This is a genomic window from Pantoea sp. ACRSB (assembly GCF_022346905.1).
GTDB classification, from domain to species: Bacteria; Pseudomonadota; Gammaproteobacteria; order Enterobacterales; family Enterobacteriaceae; genus Pantoea; species Pantoea piersonii.
Genome location: NZ_JAKRNL010000004.1, coordinates 49289 through 68657 on the forward strand (window position 1 = coordinate 49289; position 19369 = coordinate 68657).

Here is a 19369-nt window from a genome sequence, read left to right on the forward strand (position 1 = left end):
AGCCAGTCGGTAAGCCTGTCTGGATGATTGAATTTTATTAGTATCATAAACTAAAGTTTAGCGAGTAGATGCCGATACACCGCCGCCACAATTTATTTAGCCCAAGATAAGCTGCAAAAATAATCGACGTCACCAGGTGCATTTTATCTGCTTAGTGAGGAGTTAATTAATTCAGTTTTAACTGATAAATTTTGCTGCGTTATAATGCGTTTGTTTAATACGTAGACTAACTGAGAAGCGCAGAACTCATCTAAAACAGATAAAAGCGATAATAATCTGCCCGGACGCACAGTTTTTGCATCAGCGCAGGCTATTAATCAGGCTTAAAAAGCGCAGGATAAGTGCTAAAGACTCAGTTTGCTGCGGGCCAGCCACGCCTTCCAGCGATTCTCCACCAGATGGTAACGGTAACCTCTGAAACTGTCGCGTCTCAGCCAGCGTTCCTCAAAAAATTCATCACTGCGGATCCAGCGTTCAAACAGCTGGCGCTCAATCTCTTCATTCATTTCTGATTTTCTCGTCTCTCTTTCACGCTTCGGTTAACGCTAAGTATAGACGTCTAAAACCGCCTGTTGCGCTTCGCTACCCACTATCACCCGCCTTAAAGAAAGGGAGCTTTTTACTGGCGCATTTATTCAGACGTCTCAGCAGAACGAGACAGGGTCTTAAGCGTAAGCCGCTGGATATGCTGGGGAATATAATGTGACTTCTTTCACGAATCAGCACTTTTGGCAAATCAGTACAAAGGGTTGAAAATTGTATAAAAAATATGTTTTATCTATTTAATATGAATATATTAGGCGAGCAGCTTTCTTGTTTACGCTTAATTCGCAACAGGAATTAAAAGCAGGTGATGAAATTTATTATTGATATATTGCCGTTCTGATTTCATAGTTCAGTCGTCTCTGAAGATTTCTCTCTCTGAACGGGATCACGCGGCGTTTCGGGTAGTGGTGCTGAAGGCGCGGAAAAAGAAACGTAAATGTGCTCAGGTGAGTGCTGGTCAGAAAAAGCGTGAACAAGCTGAAACAGGCGGTACGAGTGATAATCGGCCCTGACCCCTTATCCAGGGAAGCTGGAACAGCAACCGTCAATTTCCATACGTGCTTTTATATACTGTACCGCCAGCTTTATCTGGCTCTCTCCTTTATCGCCGGATCGTAAGCGGAAATTTTATGCAGCAACGCTATTTATTGCCATTATGTCCCGGGAGGTCCAATGTCAGATAAAAGTAGCGAAATGCTCCTCTGCACCCTGAAAGAGAAAGCGCTCAGCGATGAAGCCGCGATCCGCTACCTCACCATCGGAATGATCGTGTGTGAATTAATACGCGCTGAAAAAGCGGTCAGCCGCAAATCGATCTGCTGCAAATTACTGAAGCGGCTTGAACAGGCGCAAAATAAAGAAGAAGAACGGATCTATTACCGGCTTTTTCGTATGCTCTTTGGCCAACAATAACGGCTTCCTTATATCGCCTGCGTCATTTTTACCCTACCCCACCCGGTTCCGCTTTTCATCGAGCGGGACCTGCTGTTAATGGGTTTTATTGAGCCTGCTTTTATCGTCTGCGCTGCAATGACCGTTGCGCAGGCCGTGTCAGGCCTGCGCCTTTTTGCTTTACTGCTGCGGATCGTTGCTGAACCGCCCTATCAGCGAGGCGGCGCCCAGCGCATGGCCTTTAAGCTGCTTCAGCAGCTCATCATGCGTTAACCCCGCTTTAAGCTGTTCAGGCGGCAGATCGGTGGCGATCATGACGAAGTTGTAGTGATGTATTCCGCTGCCGACCGGCGGACACGGCCCATACCAGGCGGTGGTGCCGGGAGAGTTTTTGCCGCCGGTATAGCCTTTGCCTTTCGTTAAATCGCCCTGGGCGAAAGCGGTCGTCGCGGCGGGAATGTTATAGGCGACCATATGGGTGACGCCAAGCCCTTTGCCGCCCACAGGATCGGTGACCAGCAGCGCGAAGCTCTTTGTTCCCTGCGGCGCGTTCGACCAGCTTAGCGCCGGGGAAACGTTATCGCCGGTACAGGCGGGGCTGTTTTTATTGTTGCCGGCGAACGCTTTCGCTAAAAAAGCGTTATCGGTAAAATCCTGCGACTGCAGCGTAAAAATCGGCGCGGCTGCAAAACTGGCTGCGGGCAGTGCCGCCAGCAGAATGGCGCTTGCTAATCTCATACCCTCTCTCTCCGTTCAGGTTGCTGAAACCTGAGTATGGAAGGCGGAGCGAAAATAAGCATGAAAACAGTGCGTAAGTTTATGCCCAGGGCGTAAGAACTTTTTGCATCAGCAGGCAGACAGCGTTGCGCCGACGAAGCTGGCCCGCCACGGCATCGCTGAATGGAAAGCGATCGAAACCTGCGAGTTTCTGCGCCGCGCATCCCTTTTTTTACCGCGCAGCGCTTAGCGCAAAGGTCTACGCTTAGGCATTCCCTGCAAATACGGTGATTTCAATCTCTTATGTCCGCCAAGGCTGCTGCGCTTGCACGCTTTTCTCCCGCTACCCAACGCTGGTTCCAGTCTACCTTCGCTGCGCCTACGCCGGTGCAGTCGGCGGCCTGGGACGCCATCGCCAGCGGTAAACATGCTTTAGTGATTGCCCCAACCGGATCGGGCAAAACGCTGGCGGCATTTTTGCACGCCATCGACGCGCTGTTTCGCGAACGTGAGCAGCAGGAGACGCCGGATAAAGCCACCCGCACGCGTATCCTCTATATCTCGCCGGTTAAAGCCCTGGCTGCGGACGTACAGCGCAATTTGCAGCTCCCGCTGGAGGGGGTTTACCAGCAGCGCCGCCTGCATGGCGAAAAAACCATCGCGCTAACGGTCGGCATGCGTTCAGGCGATACCCCCAGCGGTGAACGGGCGAAGCTGCAGCGCACACCACCCGATATCCTGATCACGACGCCGGAATCGCTTTTTCTGATGCTGACCTCTCGCGCCCGCGAGGCGCTGCGCGGCGTCACCACCCTGATACTGGATGAGGTGCACGCGGTAGCGGGCAGCAAGCGCGGCTCGCAGCTGGCGGTCAGCCTGGAACGCCTCGATGCGCTGTTGCCGCAACCGGCGCAGCGCATCGGCCTTTCCGCCACGGTACAGCCGGTCGAGCGCGTCGCGCAGTTCCTCGGCGGGGTACAGGAGACGATCGTCGTCAATCCGCCCGCCGCGCGCGCGCTGGAGATGCGCATCGCCGTTCCGGTCGAGGATATGACCGATATACCGGGACGCCCGGACGCCAGCGGCGCGCCGGAAACGGGCGGCGCGGCGGGATCGCTCTGGCCGCATATCGAACAGCGCGTCCTTGAGCTGGTGCTGGCGCGGCGCACTACTATTGTGTTCGCCAACTCGCGCGGCCTGGCGGAGAAGCTGACCGCCAGGCTCAACGAACGTTACGCCGCAGCTCTCAGCGCGAAGGAAGCCGCTGAGGAACCGGCTCATGCCTGGGGTTCTTTCAGCGGCGGTACGGAGAAACGCAGCGACGGCGCGCCGGTCACCCTCGCCCGCTCCCATCACGGTTCGGTCTCTAAAGAGCAGCGGCGGGAAATCGAAGATGCGTTAAAAGCGGGCGAGTTGCGCTGCGTCGTCGCCACCTCAAGTCTGGAGCTGGGTATTGATATGGGAACGGTCGATCTGGTGATCCAGATCGGCGCGCCGCCTTCGGTCGCCAGCGCGCTGCAGCGCGTCGGCCGCGCCAGCCATCAGGTAGGCGGCGTTTCAAGCGGTATCGTCTTTCCGCGCACGCGGCGCGACCTGGTTGACGCCGCCGTTATTGTGCAGTGCATGCTGAACGGCGAACTGGAACCGGTCGCGCCGCCGCACAATCCGCTTGACGTGCTGGCGCAGCAGACGGTCGCCGCCGTGGCGATGGATACCCTCCCTGCGGATGCGTGGTTCGCCACCGTACGCCGCGCCGATCCCTTTCGTACCCTGCCGCGCAGCCTGTTTGACGCCACGCTGGATATGCTGTCGGGTAAATATCCCTCCGATGCGTTCGCCCAGTTTCGCCCGCGCCTGATATGGGATCGCGAAACGAACCTGTTAAGCCCGCGCCCTGGCGCGCAGCATCTCGCCGTCACCAGCGGCGGCACCATTCCCGATCGCGGCGCTTTCAGCGTGATGCTGCCGGAAGGCGAAGAGCAGGCGGGATCGCGCCGGGTTGGCGAGCTGGATGAAGAGATGGTGTATGAATCACGGGTAAACGACATTATCACGCTCGGCGCGACCTCCTGGCGCATCCAGCAGATTACCCACGATCAGGTGGTGGTGGTGCCCGCGCCAGGCCGCTCGGCCCGACTGCCCTTCTGGCGTGGCGACGGGCTGGGGCGTTCGGGGCTGTTGGGCGAACGCATTGGCCGCTTTCTGCGCGAAACGGAAGCGGCACAGCGTTCCGGCGCGGCGAGCCAGGCGACAGGGCTTGATGCCAGCGCACAGCATAATATTCAGGCGCTGATAGCGGAACAGCGCGAGGCGACAGGGCTGCTGCCGACCGATCGTACGCTTCTGATTGAACGCTGCCGCGATGAGACCGGCGACTGGCGCGTGATCCTGCATTCGCCGTGGGGCCAGCGGGTGAATGCGCCCTGGGCGCTGGCGGTGGCGGACCGCATCCGCCACCGGATGGGACTGGATCCCGCTATCGTGGCAAGCGATGACGGTATTGTCGCGCGCTTTCCCGATATGGAAGGCCGCGTGCCGGGCGCCGAGCTGTTTCAGTTCGATGCCGATACCCTGCAACGCGCGGTCGCTGACGCTATCGGCCACTCGGCGCTGTTTGCTGCCCGCTTTCGCGAATGCGCGGCGCGCGCCCTGCTGCTTCCGCGCCGTAACCCCGGCAAGCGCTCGCCGCTCTGGCAGCAGCGGCTACGCGCCGGAGAGCTGCTGGCGGTAGCGCGCGAATATGCCGATTTTCCTGTGCTGATTGAGACCGCGCGCGAGTGTCTGCAGGATGTTTACGATCTGCCTGCGCTGCACCAGCTGATGACGCGCATACAGAACGGCAGCGTGCAGTTTGCCGAGGTCACGACCGAAGTGCCGTCGCCTTTCGCCGCGCCTTTGCTCTTTGGTTACGTGGCGGAATTTATCTACGCCACTGATGCGCCGCTGGCTGAGCGCCGCGCATCGGTGTTGGCGCTCGACAGCGGCCTGCTGAGCGAACTGCTTGGCCAGGTTGATATGCACGAGCTGCTCGACGCCGGAGTGGTGGCAACCGTGGGTAGAGAACTGCAGCGCCTCACCACGCGCTACAAGGTTACTGATAAGGAGGGCGTTGCCGATCTGCTGCGCGAACTGGGGCCGCTAAGTGCAGAGGCGCTGGCAGCGCGATTTCACGGCGATGCGCCAGCGCGCGCGGTCGCTGAGCTGACGGAAGCGCATCGCGCCATTGAGGTGACCATTGCCGGCGAGCGGCGCTGGGCGGCGATCGAGGATGCCGCGCGCCTGCGCGATGCGCTCGGCGTCGCGCTGCCGCAGGCTATTCCCGCCGCTTTTTTACAGCCGGTCGCCGATCCGCTGCGCGATCTGCTCAGCCGCTACGCCCGCACTCACACCCCTTTTACCACCGGCCAGCTGGCGCGTCATTTCGGCCTTGGCCCGGCGGTCGTCAGCGAAACGCTGGAGCGTATGCGCGCGCAGGGCAAACTGCTCAAGGGTGATTTTGGCCTGGCTGAAGAAGATGACGCTGCCGCCTGGCGCGACCAGTGGGTCGCCGAAGAGGTCTTTAAGCGCCTGCGCATTCGCTCATTGCAGGCCGCGCGTGAGGCGACGCGTCCCGTACCGCCGGAAGCCTGGGTCTCGCTGCTGCTGGAGCGGCAAGGCTTAACCGGCGAGGCGCCGTCGTCGCCGGTGGCGCAGGGAAGCTACGAAGGCGTCAACGGCGTGGCGCGCGTAGTGGAGCAGCTCGCCGGGCTGGCGCTTCCGGCCTCGCTCTGGCAGACGCAAATTCTGCCGCCGCGCGTGCATGACTATCAGCCCGCTATGCTGGATGAGCTGCTTTCCGCAGGCGAGGTGATTTGGGTTGGCGAGCGTTCGCTGGGGCATAACGACGGTCTGGTGTCGCTGCATCTGCGCGAGTTTGCCGCCGAAACCTTGCTGCCGCTGGCCCAGGGCAGCGATGCGCTGCGCCTGTCGCCGCTGCATAGCGCTATTCTGGCGCTGCTGGATGAAGGTGGCGCATGGTTTGCGCAGCAGATCGCCGCCGCTGTCGCAGCAGCGCAACCGGTCGATGACGCCGCGATCCACAGCGCCCTGTGGGAGCTGGCGTGGGCTGGCTATATCACTTCCGATACCTGGGCGGCGCTGCGCCAGCTAACCGGCATGGCGAGCAGCGCGCGCGCAAAAGCGACGCGTTCGTTGCGCACGCGACGCGGACGGATTAGCCTTCCGACGGGCCGTCCAGCTACGCCCGCCCTGCCCGGACGCTGGTCACGCCTCTGTCGCCCGGCCACGCCGCCTGCCCAGCTGGCGCTGGCGATTGCGGAGAATATGCTGGACCGCTGGGGCGTAGTAACGCGCGGCGCGGCGATAGCGGAACAGGTGCCGGGCGGGTTTCCGGCGCTGCAGCCAGTAATGCGCGGGCTGGAAGATGCCGGTCGCGTGCTGCGCGGCCGCTTTGTCGCCGGGCTGGGCGGCGCGCAGTTTGCAGAGAATGCCACCATTGAGCGGCTGCGGGTGATTGCCGAGAGAACGGCTGGCGAACCGCTGGCGGTGGCGCTTTCCGCCGTCGATCCCGCCTCTCCCTTCGGCGTCACGCTGCGCTGGCCTGCGCACGCCGTTGCCACGCGTCCGGTGCGCCGCAGCGGCGCGCGGGTAGTGATCTGCCACGGGCAGCTGGCGCTCTATCTGGCGCAGGGCGGCAAAGAGCTGCTGAGCTATGGTGAGGAGAGCTGGCGCGACGCCGCGGTCGCTGCGCTGGCCGTCGCGCTGCGCCGCGAAAGAGCCTCTGGCTTTACGCTGGAAACCATCGACGGCAAGCCCGCAGGCCAGTCGCCGCTTATCGACGCGCTGCGCCGTGACGGGTTTTCCCGCGAGCCGAAAGGGTATAGCTGGTATGGCTGAACGGCCTGGCGCTGCGCTTAACTGCCGATCACGGGCTACACTCCCCTTTTGCATTGTTGTAAGGCTCAAGGGAGAAAAGCATGTCGAAGAAAACTCTTATTGCCGGGATTAGCGGCGTGATCGGCAGCGCGACGGCAGAGCGCCTGCTGGCGAACGGCTGGGAAGTTTATGGCCTGTCGCGAGGACGCACGCCGGTGCCGCAAGGCTGCCACGCCCTCACCGCCGATTTGACCGCGCCGGAATCGGTAAAGGAAGCGCTGAAAGATTTGCGGCCAGATGCTCTTTTCTTCAGCGTCTGGGCGCGTCAGGAAACGGAAAAAGAGAATATCCGCGTTAACGGCGCGATGGTGCGCAACGTGACGGATGCGCTGGGAGATCGGCTTAACGGCAGCCATGTCGCGCTGGTCACGGGCCTCAAGCACTATCTTGGCCCCTTCGACGCCTATGGCAAAGGTGCGGTGCCGATGACGCCGTTTCGCGAAGAGCAGGGTCGTCAGCCGGTCGATAACTTCTATTACGCCCAGGAAGATGCGCTGTTCGCCGGCGCGGAAAAATACGGCTATCGCTGGAGCGTGCATCGCCCCCATACCGTTATCGGCTATGCGCTGGGCAACGCGATGAATATGGGGCAGACGCTGGCGGTTTACGCCTCGCTGTGCAAATTCCATAACCTGCCGTTTATCTTCCCCGGCTCGGCGGCGCAGTGGCACGGCGTGACCGATATGAGCAGCGCGACGCTGGTGGCGGAGCAGCTGGAATGGGCCACCAGCGCGCCGGGCGCGCAGAATGAAGACTTCAACACCGTGAACGGTGACGTGTTCCGCTGGAAATGGATGTGGGGCGAGATCGCTGATTACTTCGGTATTGACGCACAGCCGCTGCCGGAAGAAACCCAGCCGCTGGAACAGCGCATGGTGGATGCGGAAGCACAGTGGAAAGCGTTAGCGCAGCACTATCAGCTGCGCGAGGCGGATATTAACCGTCTGGTCTCCTGGTGGCACACCGACGCCGACCTGGGGCGTCCGATGGAAGTATTTACGGATATGAGCAAGAGCCGCAAAGCGGGCTTTACCGGCTATCACTGCACGCGCGACGACCTTTTCGCGCTGTTTGACCGCCTGAAGCAGGAGAAGCTGATCCCGGCCTAAACTGCGGTCCCGCCTGCGGGCGGGACCTGATCCTGTTACTCGTCGTCCTGCGCCACGCGCACCACGGTTTTGCCGAAGTTTTTTCCCTCAAGCATGTCAAAGAAGGCTTCCGGCGCGTTCTGCAACCCGTCGATAATATGTTCGCGATAGCGAATCTCTCCCTGCTCTACCCAGGGCTCCATCGCCTCCAGGAACTCGCCATAGCGATGGCCGTAATCATCGAAAATGATAAAGCCCTGCACGCGCAGACGTTTTTTCAGGATATCGCCCATCAGCAGCGACAGGCGATCCGGGCCGTCAGGCAGATCGGTCGCGCTGTAGCCCGACACCAGACCGCAAACCGGGATACGCGCTTTGGTGTTGAGCAGCGGCAACACCGCATCGAACACTTTGCCGCCGACGTTTTCATAATAGATGTCAATGCCGTCCGGGCAGGCCTGCTCCAGCTGCGCTGCCAGATCCGCCTGATGGTGATCCAGGCAGAGATCGAAGCCCAGCACCTCGACTGCATGTCGGCACTTCTCTTCGCCGCCGGCGATGCCCACCACGCGACATCCTTTTTTCTTGCCGATCTGCCCTACCGTAGCGCCTACCGGCCCGGTCGCTGCGGCCACCACCAGGGTTTCGCCCGGCTGCGGTTCGCCAATGTCCAGCAGGCCCATATAGGCGGTAAAACCTGGCATGCCCAGCACGCCAAGCGCCCAGGAAGGATTCGCCAGATCGTTGCCCAGCTTTCTTACCGCTGAGGCAGGCGAGACGGAATAGGCCTGCCAGCCACCGCTGGAAAGCACCCAGTCGCCGGGCTGGAAATCTGCATGGCGCGACTCTACTACGCGGCTGACCGTACCGCCGACCATTACATCGCCCAGCTTCACCGGTTCGGCATAGGACTTCGCATCGCTCATCCGGCCGCGCATATAGGGATCGAGCGACAGATAGATGGTACGCAGCAGCAGATCGCCCTCCTCCAGCGACGGCAAAGGTAATTCGCCGAACTCGAAGTTCTCCAGAACAGGTTTACCGTGTGGGCGCGAGGCCAGTCTCCAGCCGTGATTTTGCGGTTTCGCCATCATTTCCTCCGTTGGTTAAATCCTTAATGCTCCCATTGAGGCTAACAGAGGATGAGAAAGTTGCCTGGCAGGAATGGCTTTGCACCGCATCGTAGAAGCACGACCGCCTCTCTGACGCTGGCTGCCAATCGCTAATTTATTGATTTTTGTCAATTACGCCTCAGAAGAAATGTGACCTTCATCGCAGAATTAAGGCGCGATTAAGCGGGAAGGTAATGGGAATTTTGCTAATCAAGGATGTGACTATGACACAACGTATGATTCTGAATGAGACTGCCTTTTTTGGCGCGGGCGCGATCCGTCATCTGCCGGAGGAGGTCAAACGACGCGGCCTGACGAAGGCGCTGATCGTGACCGATAAGGCGCTGGTCGCCGCTGGCGCCGTGAAGCGCGTAACCGATCTGATGGATGCGCACCAGCTTCACTGGGCGCTCTATGACGAGGTGGTGCCTAACCCCACCATCGCCGTCGTGCAGCGCGGCGTTGAGGTGTTTAAACGCGCCGAGGCGGACTATCTCATCGCCATTGGCGGCGGCTCACCGCAGGATACCAGCAAAGCAATCGGTATTATCATCAATAACCCTGAGTTCGCGGATGTGCGCAGCCTGGAAGGTTTCGCGCCGACGCGTAATCCCAGCGTTCCGCTGATCGCTATTCCAACCACCGCCGGCACCGCAGCGGAAGTCACCATTAACTACGTCATTACTGATGAAGAAAAGCGCCGTAAATTTGTCTGCATCGATCCGCACGATATTCCCGTGGTGGCGATCATCGACGCGGAAATGATGGCCAGCATGCCGCCCGCGCTCAAAGCGGCAACCGGCATTGATGCGCTAACGCACGCCATTGGAGGCTATATTACGCGCGGCGCATGGAAGCTAACCGATATGCTGCATCTCAACGCCATTGAAATTATCAGCCAGTCGCTGCGCGACTCTGTGAAAGGCAATATAGCAGCGGTAGAGCAGATGGCGCTGGGTCAGTACGTGGCAGGCATGGGCTTTTCCAATGTCGGGCTGGGGCTGGTACACGGCATGGCACACCCGCTAGGCGCGTTTTATAACGTGCCACACGGCGTCGCTAACGCCATCCTGCTGCCTCAGGTAATGGCGTGGAACGCAGACTATACCGGGGAAAAATATCGTCATATCGCGCGCGCAATGGGCGTACCAGAGGTAGAGAAGCTGTCGCTGGCGCAGGCGCGTGAGGCGGCGGTCGCGGCGGTGAGGCAGCTCTGCCGCGACGTAGGCATTCCAGCTTCGCTGCGCGACGTCGGCCTCAAGCCGGAGGACGTACCGGCGCTGGCGCAGGCGGCGCTGGAGGATGTCTGTACCGGTGGCAACCCGCGTGAAGCGACCCTGGAGGAGATCAAAGCCCTTTATCTGCAAAGTTAAGCCGCAATGCCGCCTGTCCGGGCGGCATTTTTCCCGTTCTTTTTGCTGCTTCTGGCCCATCTCACAGTAATTGGCGATTTACCAGGCTTCAATTGATGATTAAACCACCTGCCTGAGCCGCATTTCTGCTGAGACTACAAGCGGAGCCGCGCTGCTGTTATTCTAGCCGCCTTGGCTTGACGATTGACCAGAGGAAACCATGAAACGTATCGCCATCGAGATGGATGAAGTCATTATCGACTTGAACCACAAATTTACGCCTGACGCCGCTTCACAAGAGGCTCAGGTAGACTCACTGGACGCAGCAAAACCACAACAGTCGCGCCCTGCGCTGTTTCAGGAGATTGAAGAACTGATCGGCGAAGAGAGTTTTTACGCCGGACTGCCCGCCCTGCCTGACGCGCAGCGGGTAATCGAACGCCTGTCGCAGGAGTATGAAATTTTTATCACCACCGCGGCGATGGAGTTTCCGCGCTCGCTGGCCGCAAAGCTGGAGTGGCTTAAAGCGAACTTTCCCTTTATTAACCCGATGAATATCGTTTGTTGCAGCAGCAAAGGCATTCTGAATGCGGATTATTTGATTGATGCTGACCCGCAACACTTCGCGCAGTTCACGGGCGAAGGCGTGCTGTTCACCACTGCGCAAAACCAGCAGGAGACTGGCTACGCGCGCGTCGATAGCTGGCGTGATATTGAGCAACGCTTTCTCTGATTTAAGCTAAATTCGCCACGCGCGTTCGCGCGTATAACCCCCGCGCCTGAAGGAACCGGCGCGTTTTTCCTGCCAAATTTCAGCCTGAAATCGCTCGCGCTTAGCCGCTGTCAGCAACCCCATCAATTTCTTTAAAAAGTCACGGCTTTTTGCTTGATCTCGATCACTATTTTCCGCATAGTGCGCAGCAAAACCACTATAACGATGCGGAGTATTTATGAGCCTCTATCAACATATGCTGGTGTTCTATGCGGTTATGGCAACGATTGCTACGCTAATCACCTTTTTTATCGCAAAGGATAAGCTGTCGATTCGGGCGCTGAGCGCTTTTCTGGTCGGCGCGACCTGGCCGATGAGCTTTCCCGTCGCGCTGATGTTCGCCCTGTTTTGATCCTGCAAGCCGCTGTGCGGCTTCATGCTGATTTATAGACCTTTTCCTGCCGCCAGCTACACTTATCTGTACGCCTCTGGTCCCGTAGCTGACCACCGACGTTTGTTTGCTTACTTCATGCCATCACAAGGAGCGGATATGCGTTTTGTTGCTTTAGCCCTGTTTGTCACCCTGCTTAGCGCCTGTCAGTCAGGCCCCATGGCACCGGAAAAACCGGTACCCTCCGCAGAAACGCGACAGCAAACCTGCCAGCCTGGCACAACTATTAGCCAGAACGACTGTGGTCATTTTCCTGAGCCGGAATTTCATTGAAACAAAATAGTGGAGGCGGCGTAACGCCCGTCTGGAAGAGTCAATAAAGAGAGGGAAATCGCGTCAGTCAATGGCTTGACTGACGCGAGGGGATTATGAACGCGGTTTATCTGCGTTGAGCTGGTTAGCTTCGCCCAGCGTCGAACCCAGTTCAGCACCCGTAGTCGGGTTCAGGCTGCGATCGGAGGCGGTGCGGCTAGCCATATTCAGCAGATCGGTCTTCTGATCGGCTGGCAAAGTGGCGACTGTTGCCTCACCATCGCCGCCGTCAACCGCCGGTGCCGGATCGGCTACATACTCAAAGTTTTCGTCAGAATTCCAGCTACCGCGAATATCGCCTTCACCCGCCGACATGTTGTAGTAGACGTTGGAATACTGTTCGATTGGCGGCAATTTACCCGGCGGGAAATTGTTGCGAATTGAGTAGAGCGCTTTTTCAAACGAGATCTGGTGCGCGACTTCACGCGTCATCAAAAAGCCCAGCGCATCTTTTACGCCAACGTCATCCGTCATGTTGATAAGACGCTCGTAAAGGATTTTTGCGCGCGCTTCAGCGGCAATGTTCGAACGCAGGTCAGCGGTCACCTCGCCGATGGTATCGATATAGGCCGCAGTCCACGGCACACCGCCAGAGTTGGTCAGCGGCGGCCCACCGCCGTAAAGCAGCGAGGTCAAATGGCTGTCGTTGCCGGCACCGGTGATGTTGCGATAAATTTCGCCCTCTTCCTCTGTGCCTTCAGCCAGCTGACCTTTCGCGCCTTTGTTCAGCATACCCACCAGCGATCCAATGATCTCCAGGTGGCTTAACTCTTCCGTTGCGATATCCATCAGCATATCTTTACGGCCTGGATCGTCATCGCCAAGACCCTGAGTAAAGTAGCGACATGCCGCAGCGAGTTCGCCCTGCGGTCCGCCAAACTGCTCCAGCAGCAAATTGGCGAGTCCGGGATTGGGCTTTTCAACACGGACTGTATATTGCAGTTTCTTTACGTGTCTGAACATTGCTCATTCCTTTCCAGTTGGATTTAGCCCTCTCTGGCTGGAGAGGGCCAGGCTTTAGCGTTATTTTTTTGCTTCAACGCCTTCAGCCGCGTCACGCGTCATAAACTGCTGCGTCACGTCTGGCAGATGCGTCAGGCACCATTCCGCCATTGCAATTTCTTGTTCACGGATCTGTTCAAAAATACGAGCGCCTTCGTGGTCGCCTACCAGCTGCGCCGCTGCGATCAGCGAGGTGTAGTTTGCAATTTCAAACTGCTCGAAGACATAACCGCTGATAGCGCCTTTCACGACTTCGTCGTCGGCCAGCATGCCGCCCATCGCCTGACCCATTGCAGAAAGTTTGCCCATGGCGTCTTTAAAAGCGGAGTGCGAAGTATCATTACGGTCAATAACAGACTGTAATAAGGTCTGCTGCTGGCGCGTTTCTTCAATATGCTGCTGAATACGCGCTTTTAAATCGGGATAGTGTTCAAGACGAGACGCCATTTTTTCCAGCATGCTTTCAGCTTGCTTTTCCATAGCGTGAGCATCTTTCAGCCAGGCCAGATAATTCTCTTCGTGTGTCATGATTCACCTCTTTGAAAAATGAGAATGCTGCAAAAGACGGATGTCATCGGATCAAATAATTAGCTGGTTTTCTCAGCGATCATATTCAGTTTTTCATCCGTGGCTTTTTCTTCTTGCAGCGTTTCGGCCAGTAATTTAGCCGCTTCGTCAAAGCCCAGTCTTTTCGCCATTGCGGCCAGGGTGCCGTAGGTAGCAATTTCGTAGTGCTCGACTTTCTGCGCGGCACCAATCAGGCCGGCATCGCGAACCGGGCCAGCTTCAACGGAATCGATGATCTCCTGAGCCTCTTCTACAAGGCCTTCCAGCGCATGGCATTTCATACGGCGGATGCGCAGTTCTTCAGTTTTTTCAACAATTTGGTCCAGGCGCTCAATTTGTCCGCGCGTCTCTTCCAGGTGCGCTTCAAACGCCGCTTTCAATGATTCGTCTGATGCAGCGCGCGCCATTTTTGGCAGGGCACGAGTGATCTGTTTTTCTGCACTATAGACATCGGAAAGATCGTGAATAAAAAGATCTACCAGTGTTTTAATCGCCATTACAGGTTCCTCTTGTCAAATCAGATGTTTGTTTTCCTGGCCAGGACGCTACAGAAATTAATAATAGTTGCTAAGTACAATTGCGCAAATTTAATAAAAACGAAGCGCGGAGCAAAAATGGTTTGATTAATAAGGAATATTCTTAATTTTGGCGAAACGGCCGCCTCTGCTAAATAGCGTTCGGGCAGCCTAAAGGTTATAAAAAACACGAATGGATTATCGGCTCGCTTATTACGACGCGCGGCGTGCGTGGTAAGCAAATTATCTGACGCGCCTGCCGCCGTTGCGCTATACAGCGGCAGTCAGGGTTAAATAGCCACGCGAGAGCGGCTTTACAGGCGCAACATCAGTGATTAGAGTAGCGCGCAGACATCGGCCCCCTCTGGCCGGTGCGTAAGCGTTAACGTCAACCAACGCACCACAGCGGCCTGGCCGCCTTTTGTGATGCGGATCTTATGACCCTGCGACAAATCTCTGCTGTATGCGCTTCGCGTTTTACCCAACCTGGCTTTTTCCTGCTGGTTATACTACTGACCGCGGCAAACCTGCGCGCGCCGATTACCGCCGTCGGCCCGGTGCTGGAAAACATTCGCACCGCCTTTGGCCTGAGCGCCGCGGCGGCAGGTTTTTTCAATTTTATTCCTTTAATGATGTTCGCCGCGCTGGCCCCGGTTGCCGCCGCGCTGGGCAATCGCTACGGCCTGGAGCGTAGCCTGTGGGCGGCGCTGCTGCTGGTTACGCTGGGTTCGCTAGTGCGCTGGCTTCCTGATGAGGCCGCGCTCTGGGGCGGCACCTTTATGCTCAGCGCCGGCATCGCTGCCGCTAACGTGCTGTTGCCGCCGCTGATCAAACGCGACTTTACCCACCATACCGCGAAATATATCGGGCTTTATGCCGCCACCATGTCGCTGACCGCCAGCCTGGCGTCGGGCGTTGCCGTACCGCTCGCGACGTCCGAAGCGGGCTGGCGGCTTTCGCTCGGCGTCTGGGCGGTGCCTGGCCTGGTGGCGCTGTTCGCCTGGCTGCCGCTGCTGACGCCGCGCGCGGCGCGTCGGTCAGGCGCGACGCCCGCCCTCTCCGCTGTTGGCGCTACGCCCTGGCGCTCAGCCATCGGCTGGCAGGTATCGCTGTTTATGGCGCTTCAGTCGCTGGCGTTTTATACCCTGATCGACTGGTTTACCCCCTACGCACAGGCGAAGGGTTACAGCCAGGGGGAAGCTGGCTGGCTGCTGTTTCTCTATCAGGCGATTGCGATCCTTGCCAACCTCGGCTGTATGGTGGCGCTGAAGCGACTGCGCGATGCGCGTCTTACCGCGTTCGTCGCCTCCGCCGCCATTTTTTGCGGCGTGCTGGGGCTGCTGCTGCTGCCGCGTTTAGCCGCGCTGTGGCTGATTATCGCCGGTCTGGGCGCTGGCGCCTCGCTGGTGCTCTGCCTGTCGCTGTTTAACCTGCGCGCGCGCGATCATCGCCAGGCGTCGCAGCTTTCTGGTATGGCGCAGTGCGTAGGCTATGCGCTGGCGGCGCTCGGCCCGCTGTTCTTTGGCATTGTGCATGAGCAGAGCGGCGACTGGACGCTGCCGCTCTCGCTGCTGGCGGCCCTGAGTTTTATGCAAATGCTGCTCGCGCCGCTGGCTGGCAGCGCCAGGCAAATGAGGTGAGTTGCTGCGCGCAATGGCTTGTAAACAGGCGTTGAGCAGCTGAGTTAACGTAGCGGCGGCAGGGTTGCGTGGAAGAATTCACAAAATTTGCATCCGCTGCATTGATTCGGCGTCGGCACACGTTCATTATCCGGCGCCAGACGCCTCAGAAAAGGAGATTCACTCGTGCCTGAACTCAGCAATGCGCTACTGGAAGAGATTCTGGAGCAGGTTCGTCCGCTTACCGCGCGCGGCAAGGTCGCCAGCTATATCCCTGCGCTGGCCGAAGTGCCTGCGCACGCGCTGGGGATCGCCATCGCCACCCCCGACGGTCAGACCTGGCAGGCGGGCGATGCGCAGACCCGCTTCTCTATCCAGTCCATCTCTAAAGTGTTGTCGCTAAGCGTCGCGCTGACGCGCTATAGCGACGACGAAATCTGGCAGCGCGTCGGCAAGGAGCCTTCCGGCCAGCCGTTTAACTCGCTGGTGCAGCTGGAGCTGGAGCAGGGCAAGCCGCGTAATCCTTTTATCAATGCGGGCGCGCTGGTGGTGTGCGATATGCTGGAAACGCGCCTGACCGCGCCGCGCCAGCGAATGCTGGAGATTGTGCGTCGGCTGAGCGGTCAGCCCGATATTAACTATGACCGACAGGTGGCCCGCTCCGAGTATGAACACTCGGCGCGCAACGCCGCTATCTCCTGGCTGATGAAGTCGTTCGGCAACTTTCATAACGATGTCAGCGAGGTGATGCAGACCTATTTCCACTACTGCTCGCTCTCTATGAGCTGCGTCGAGCTGGCACGCAGCTTTGTTTATCTGGCGAATCAGGGTAAAGCAGCGGATGGCTCGCCGTTTATTACCCCGCGGCAGGCGAGACAGATTAACGCGCTGATGATCACCAGCGGTATGTATGACGGCGCGGGCGAATTCGCCTGGCGCGTCGGTATGCCAGCCAAATCGGGCGTCGGCGGCGGCATTATCGCGATTATTCCTCACAAAATGAGCATTGCGGTCTGGTCGCCAGGGCTGGATGCCATCGGCAACTCCCTGACGGGAACGGCCGCGCTGGAACTGCTCAGCGAGCGTCTCGGCAGCTCGGTTTTCTGACGCACCCAGCGGATGTTACAGGTATAAACGCCAGACGTAAGATTTTTTACAGATTTAGCCCCGTTCAGGGCCGTAACGCGGTAAAATAGCGCCTGACGTTTACCAGCCAGTGATGTTTTCATGACCTTTTTCACCCCGTTGCAACAGCGACTCAGCGCCTGCCTGGCTATCCTGGCGGTGCTGCTGCTGTTCGTCGCGCCTGTGGTGTCTAAGGATCTGATGGCGCGCCACAACAGCGCGATGCCCGCCCAGATAGTGATGTCGTCTGGCGACGATGCCATGCCCATGATGCATCATATGGACGGCGACATGATGATGCCCTCAGGACATATGATGTCCACCGACGAGGGTTTCGCCTGCGGCTACTGCGATCTGCTGGTGCATGTGCCGCTGATGATCTGGGCTGCGGTTCCCCTGCTCTGGCTGATGATGCTGATCTCGCGCGCGCCGCCGCCGACGCGGCGCGCAGATCCCCCACCGCGCCGACGTGAGCGCCGCGTTTACCGGCCTCGCGCTCCGCCTTCCCGCTGCGCTTTTTTTTAATCAGAAAGCCTGCTTTTCTGCTGTGTGATGCGGCGGAAACGGGTTCATCTTTAACTGAATAAAAATGGATGAGCTATGTCATCAATTCGGGAAACGGTACGGCCACACGGCTCGCTGTTTAATTTGCTGCGCCGCCTGCACTTTTACATCGGGCTGTTTATCGCCCCCTTTATCTTTATCGCGGCGCTAACCGGCACCCTGTACGTGCTGACGCCGCAGATTGAGAATGTCCTTTACTCTTCCGCGCTGACCACCGAGGCGCAGGGCGTGGCGAAGCCGCTTTCGGCGCAGATTACGGCGGCGCGTCGTCATACTGGCGAAGGGGCGCGTATTTATGCGGTGCGTCCGGCCCCTGGCGCGCAGGACACCACGCGCGTGCAGTTCAGCCAGAGCGATCTCGGCCCGTCAGAGTCGCGCTCGGTGTTTATCGATCCCTATACCTTACAGGTTAAGGGCGATATGACGGTTTATGGCACCAGCGGCGTGCTGCCGCTGCGGATGTGGCTGGATCAGCTGCATCGCGGTCTGCTGCTGGGCGACTTCGGCCGTCTCTACAGCGAGCTGGCCGCGTCCTGGCTCTGGGTCGCCGCGCTGGGCGGTCTGGTGCTGTGGCTCGGGACGCGACCGCGCCGGCAGGCGAAAAAGCGCTCCTCCAGCTTTGCCTTTGCTCGCCACTGGCATATCACGCTCGGCCTCGTGCTGGCGCTGGGTCTGGTGTTCTTCTCCGTCACCGGCCTCACCTGGTCGCAGTGGGCGGGCGGCAATATTGATAAAATGCGCAGCGATTTCGGCTGGCTGACGCCGCAGGTACGCACCGCGCTGGACGATAGCGCGCCTGCTGCGACCGCCGATCCGCATGCCGACCATCGCGCGATGCCGCAAATGGACGGTATGGATATGAGCAATATGGCAATGCCCGCCATGCCGGCCAAAGCGGCGAACGCCCCGGACGCCGACTGGGACAGCGTGCTTAACGCCGCGCGCCGCAATGGTATTCATGCCGCCAGAGTCGAACTGCGCCAGCCGAAAGAGAGCGGCCAGGCCTGGACGGTCAGCGAGATCGATCGCAGCTGGCCGAGTCAGGTTGATGCCGTTTCCGTCGACCCCGCCAGTTTCGCTATCGTCGATCGCGTTGAGTTCGCCCATTTTCCGCTGGTGGCGAAGCTGACGCGCTGGGGCGTCGATGCGCATATGGGCGTGCTGTTCGGCCTACCGAATCAGCTGCTGCTGGCCTTGTTCGGTTTTGGGCTGTGCGCCATGATCGCGCTGGGCTATCGCATGTGGTGGATCCGCCGTCCGGCGCTGCCTGCGCAGAATCCGGCGCAGACGCTTCTCACCGCCTGGCAGGCGTTGCCGCGCTATGCGCAGGGCGCATCGCTGATCCTGGCTCTGGCGCTGGGCTGGGCGCTGCCGGTGATGGGCGCCAGCCTGCTGATCTTTATCGCGCTCGATCTGCTGCGCTGGCGACGCGCGCAGCGCGCCGCTTTGCCGCAGCCGGAAACGCCGCTGGATCAGCAGTCGCCGCTGGGTATCGTGCGCGGTCGCTTCGCCGCCAAACAGAAAGAGATGCGTTATTTCCTGCGCAGCGTGGTGATTTTGTGGCTGGTTGTCGGCACAGTGATGGGTAAAGCCATTATCAGCGGGGTGATCGATCAGTACCATATCGCCTTTAGCGACTGGTCGCTGATGATGTACGTTACTCAGGCGCTGATGGTACTCCTCTATACCTCGGTCTTTACCGGTCTGATGTCGATTCCGCTGTGGTATTTCTTCCTCGGCGAAAGCGACGAACAGGGCAAATAAAGCCTCATGCTGCTCGTCCACAAGGGCGGGCAGCTTGTTCAAAAAAGTTGAACTCTCTCGGCAAATCTCCCCCCTTCTCATCTTTTCCAGCAGGTTT

At 58.8% G+C, this 19369-nt stretch carries 17 protein-coding genes; 11 read left to right on the top strand and 6 right to left on the bottom strand.

Going from position 1 to position 19369, the window contains the following annotated elements; translation table 11 throughout:
* Nucleotides 1-344: 344 nt before the first annotated feature.
* Nucleotides 345-506 (bottom strand): hypothetical protein, encoded by a 162-nt coding sequence (locus tag MHZ89_RS13450; RefSeq protein ID WP_311783394.1) that lies wholly within the window; start codon nucleotides 504-506, stop codon nucleotides 345-347.
* A gap of 712 nt (nucleotides 507-1218) precedes the next feature.
* Here MHZ89_RS13450 and MHZ89_RS13455 point away from each other — a divergent pair.
* Complete coding sequence (locus MHZ89_RS13455) at nucleotides 1219-1458, top strand: biofilm development regulator YmgB/AriR family protein (RefSeq protein ID WP_311783395.1); 240 nt, start codon at nucleotides 1219-1221, stop codon at nucleotides 1456-1458.
* Nucleotides 1459-1617: 159 nt separating this feature from the next.
* Here the strand turns inward: MHZ89_RS13455 and MHZ89_RS13460 are convergent, their stop codons facing one another.
* The gene (locus MHZ89_RS13460; RefSeq protein ID WP_311783396.1) at nucleotides 1618-2175 is read right to left on the bottom strand and encodes a YbhB/YbcL family Raf kinase inhibitor-like protein; all 558 of its coding nucleotides are present in this window, start codon (nucleotides 2173-2175) and stop codon (nucleotides 1618-1620) included.
* A 282-nt stretch (nucleotides 2176-2457) separates the two neighbouring features.
* On the opposite strand from MHZ89_RS13460, the gene MHZ89_RS13465 reads away from it, so the two are divergent.
* Both MHZ89_RS13465 and MHZ89_RS13470 read left to right on the top strand, forming a co-directional pair.
* Nucleotides 2458-7050, top strand: a complete 4593-nt coding sequence (locus tag MHZ89_RS13465; protein WP_311783397.1) for an ATP-dependent helicase — start codon at nucleotides 2458-2460, stop codon at nucleotides 7048-7050.
* A gap of 80 nt (nucleotides 7051-7130) precedes the next feature.
* Nucleotides 7131-8198, top strand: a complete 1068-nt coding sequence (locus MHZ89_RS13470; protein ID WP_311783398.1) for an SDR family oxidoreductase — start codon at nucleotides 7131-7133, stop codon at nucleotides 8196-8198.
* 35 nt (nucleotides 8199-8233) lie between these two features.
* Here MHZ89_RS13470 and MHZ89_RS13475 read toward each other — a convergent pair whose 3' ends face one another.
* Nucleotides 8234-9268, bottom strand: a complete 1035-nt coding sequence (locus tag MHZ89_RS13475) for an NADP-dependent oxidoreductase (protein WP_240629465.1) — start codon at nucleotides 9266-9268, stop codon at nucleotides 8234-8236.
* Nucleotides 9269-9513: 245 nt separating this feature from the next.
* Here MHZ89_RS13475 and fucO point away from each other — a divergent pair, with 245 nt between their 5' ends.
* The 4 genes from fucO to MHZ89_RS13495 all read left to right on the top strand — a co-directional run bounded on the left by fucO (nucleotide 9514) and on the right by MHZ89_RS13495 (nucleotide 12077).
* Entirely contained in the window at nucleotides 9514-10662 is a 1149-nt protein-coding gene (gene fucO / locus MHZ89_RS13480) for a lactaldehyde reductase (protein ID WP_311783399.1), read from the top strand.
* Nucleotides 10663-10861: 199 nt separating this feature from the next.
* Nucleotides 10862-11374, top strand: a complete 513-nt coding sequence (locus MHZ89_RS13485; RefSeq protein WP_311783400.1) for a 5' nucleotidase, NT5C type — start codon at nucleotides 10862-10864, stop codon at nucleotides 11372-11374.
* A gap of 217 nt (nucleotides 11375-11591) precedes the next feature.
* Complete coding sequence (locus MHZ89_RS13490) at nucleotides 11592-11765, top strand: GhoT/OrtT family toxin (RefSeq protein ID WP_120456006.1); 174 nt, start codon at nucleotides 11592-11594, stop codon at nucleotides 11763-11765.
* Between the two features lie 138 nt (nucleotides 11766-11903).
* The gene (locus MHZ89_RS13495) at nucleotides 11904-12077 is read left to right on the top strand and encodes a hypothetical protein (RefSeq protein ID WP_311783401.1); all 174 of its coding nucleotides are present in this window, start codon (nucleotides 11904-11906) and stop codon (nucleotides 12075-12077) included.
* 93 nt (nucleotides 12078-12170) lie between these two features.
* Here MHZ89_RS13495 and MHZ89_RS13500 read toward each other — a convergent pair whose 3' ends face one another.
* From MHZ89_RS13500 to MHZ89_RS13510, 3 genes are read right to left on the bottom strand one after another with little or no spacing between them, the layout of a single operon-like run.
* The gene (locus MHZ89_RS13500; protein ID WP_311783402.1) at nucleotides 12171-13079 is read right to left on the bottom strand and encodes a manganese catalase family protein; all 909 of its coding nucleotides are present in this window, start codon (nucleotides 13077-13079) and stop codon (nucleotides 12171-12173) included.
* Between the two features lie 60 nt (nucleotides 13080-13139).
* On the bottom strand, nucleotides 13140-13646 hold the full coding sequence (locus MHZ89_RS13505; protein WP_311783403.1) for a DUF892 family protein: 507 nt from the start codon (nucleotides 13644-13646) through the stop codon (nucleotides 13140-13142).
* Nucleotides 13647-13705: 59 nt separating this feature from the next.
* Nucleotides 13706-14182 carry a ferritin-like domain-containing protein gene (locus tag MHZ89_RS13510; RefSeq protein WP_120456000.1) on the bottom strand — a complete coding sequence of 159 codons (477 nt, stop codon included), beginning with the start codon at nucleotides 14180-14182 and terminating at the stop codon, nucleotides 13706-13708.
* A 455-nt stretch (nucleotides 14183-14637) separates the two neighbouring features.
* Here MHZ89_RS13510 and MHZ89_RS13515 point away from each other — a divergent pair, with 455 nt between their 5' ends.
* From MHZ89_RS13515 to MHZ89_RS13530, 4 genes are all read left to right on the top strand, one after another.
* The gene (locus MHZ89_RS13515; RefSeq protein WP_311783404.1) at nucleotides 14638-15840 is read left to right on the top strand and encodes an MFS transporter; all 1203 of its coding nucleotides are present in this window, start codon (nucleotides 14638-14640) and stop codon (nucleotides 15838-15840) included.
* 165 nt (nucleotides 15841-16005) lie between these two features.
* The gene (gene glsB, locus MHZ89_RS13520) at nucleotides 16006-16926 is read left to right on the top strand and encodes a glutaminase B (protein WP_120455996.1); all 921 of its coding nucleotides are present in this window, start codon (nucleotides 16006-16008) and stop codon (nucleotides 16924-16926) included.
* Nucleotides 16927-17046: 120 nt separating this feature from the next.
* Nucleotides 17047-17469 (top strand): DUF2946 domain-containing protein, encoded by a 423-nt coding sequence (locus tag MHZ89_RS13525; RefSeq protein WP_311783405.1) that lies wholly within the window; start codon nucleotides 17047-17049, stop codon nucleotides 17467-17469.
* Nucleotides 17470-17544: 75 nt separating this feature from the next.
* Entirely contained in the window at nucleotides 17545-19272 is a 1728-nt protein-coding gene (locus MHZ89_RS13530) for a DUF2534 family protein (protein WP_311783406.1), read from the top strand.
* Nucleotides 19273-19369: the final 97 nt, after the last annotated feature.

Bases quoted from the DNA above. Each gene is read 5' to 3' on its own strand.
- MHZ89_RS13485 (WP_311783400.1), top strand. From the start codon at position 10,862: ATGAAACGTATCGCCATCGAGATGGATGAAGTCATTATCGACTTGAAC.
- MHZ89_RS13510 (WP_120456000.1), bottom strand. From the start codon at position 14,182: ATGGCGATTAAAACACTGGTAGATCTTTTTATTCACGATCTTTCCGAT.
- MHZ89_RS13530 (WP_311783406.1), top strand. From the start codon at position 17,545: ATGTCATCAATTCGGGAAACGGTACGGCCACACGGCTCGCTGTTTAAT.
- MHZ89_RS13525 (WP_311783405.1), top strand. From the start codon at position 17,047: ATGACCTTTTTCACCCCGTTGCAACAGCGACTCAGCGCCTGCCTGGCT.
- MHZ89_RS13475 (WP_240629465.1), bottom strand. From the start codon at position 9,268: ATGGCGAAACCGCAAAATCACGGCTGGAGACTGGCCTCGCGCCCACAC.
- MHZ89_RS13470 (WP_311783398.1), top strand. From the start codon at position 7,131: ATGTCGAAGAAAACTCTTATTGCCGGGATTAGCGGCGTGATCGGCAGC.
- MHZ89_RS13460 (WP_311783396.1), bottom strand. From the start codon at position 2,175: ATGAGATTAGCAAGCGCCATTCTGCTGGCGGCACTGCCCGCAGCCAGT.
- MHZ89_RS13490 (WP_120456006.1), top strand. From the start codon at position 11,592: ATGAGCCTCTATCAACATATGCTGGTGTTCTATGCGGTTATGGCAACG.
- MHZ89_RS13465 (WP_311783397.1), top strand. From the start codon at position 2,458: ATGTCCGCCAAGGCTGCTGCGCTTGCACGCTTTTCTCCCGCTACCCAA.
- MHZ89_RS13505 (WP_311783403.1), bottom strand. From the start codon at position 13,646: ATGACACACGAAGAGAATTATCTGGCCTGGCTGAAAGATGCTCACGCT.
- MHZ89_RS13455 (WP_311783395.1), top strand. From the start codon at position 1,219: ATGTCAGATAAAAGTAGCGAAATGCTCCTCTGCACCCTGAAAGAGAAA.
- MHZ89_RS13450 (WP_311783394.1), bottom strand. From the start codon at position 506: ATGAATGAAGAGATTGAGCGCCAGCTGTTTGAACGCTGGATCCGCAGT.
- MHZ89_RS13495 (WP_311783401.1), top strand. From the start codon at position 11,904: ATGCGTTTTGTTGCTTTAGCCCTGTTTGTCACCCTGCTTAGCGCCTGT.
- fucO (WP_311783399.1), top strand. From the start codon at position 9,514: ATGACACAACGTATGATTCTGAATGAGACTGCCTTTTTTGGCGCGGGC.
- MHZ89_RS13500 (WP_311783402.1), bottom strand. From the start codon at position 13,079: ATGTTCAGACACGTAAAGAAACTGCAATATACAGTCCGTGTTGAAAAG.
- MHZ89_RS13515 (WP_311783404.1), top strand. From the start codon at position 14,638: ATGACCCTGCGACAAATCTCTGCTGTATGCGCTTCGCGTTTTACCCAA.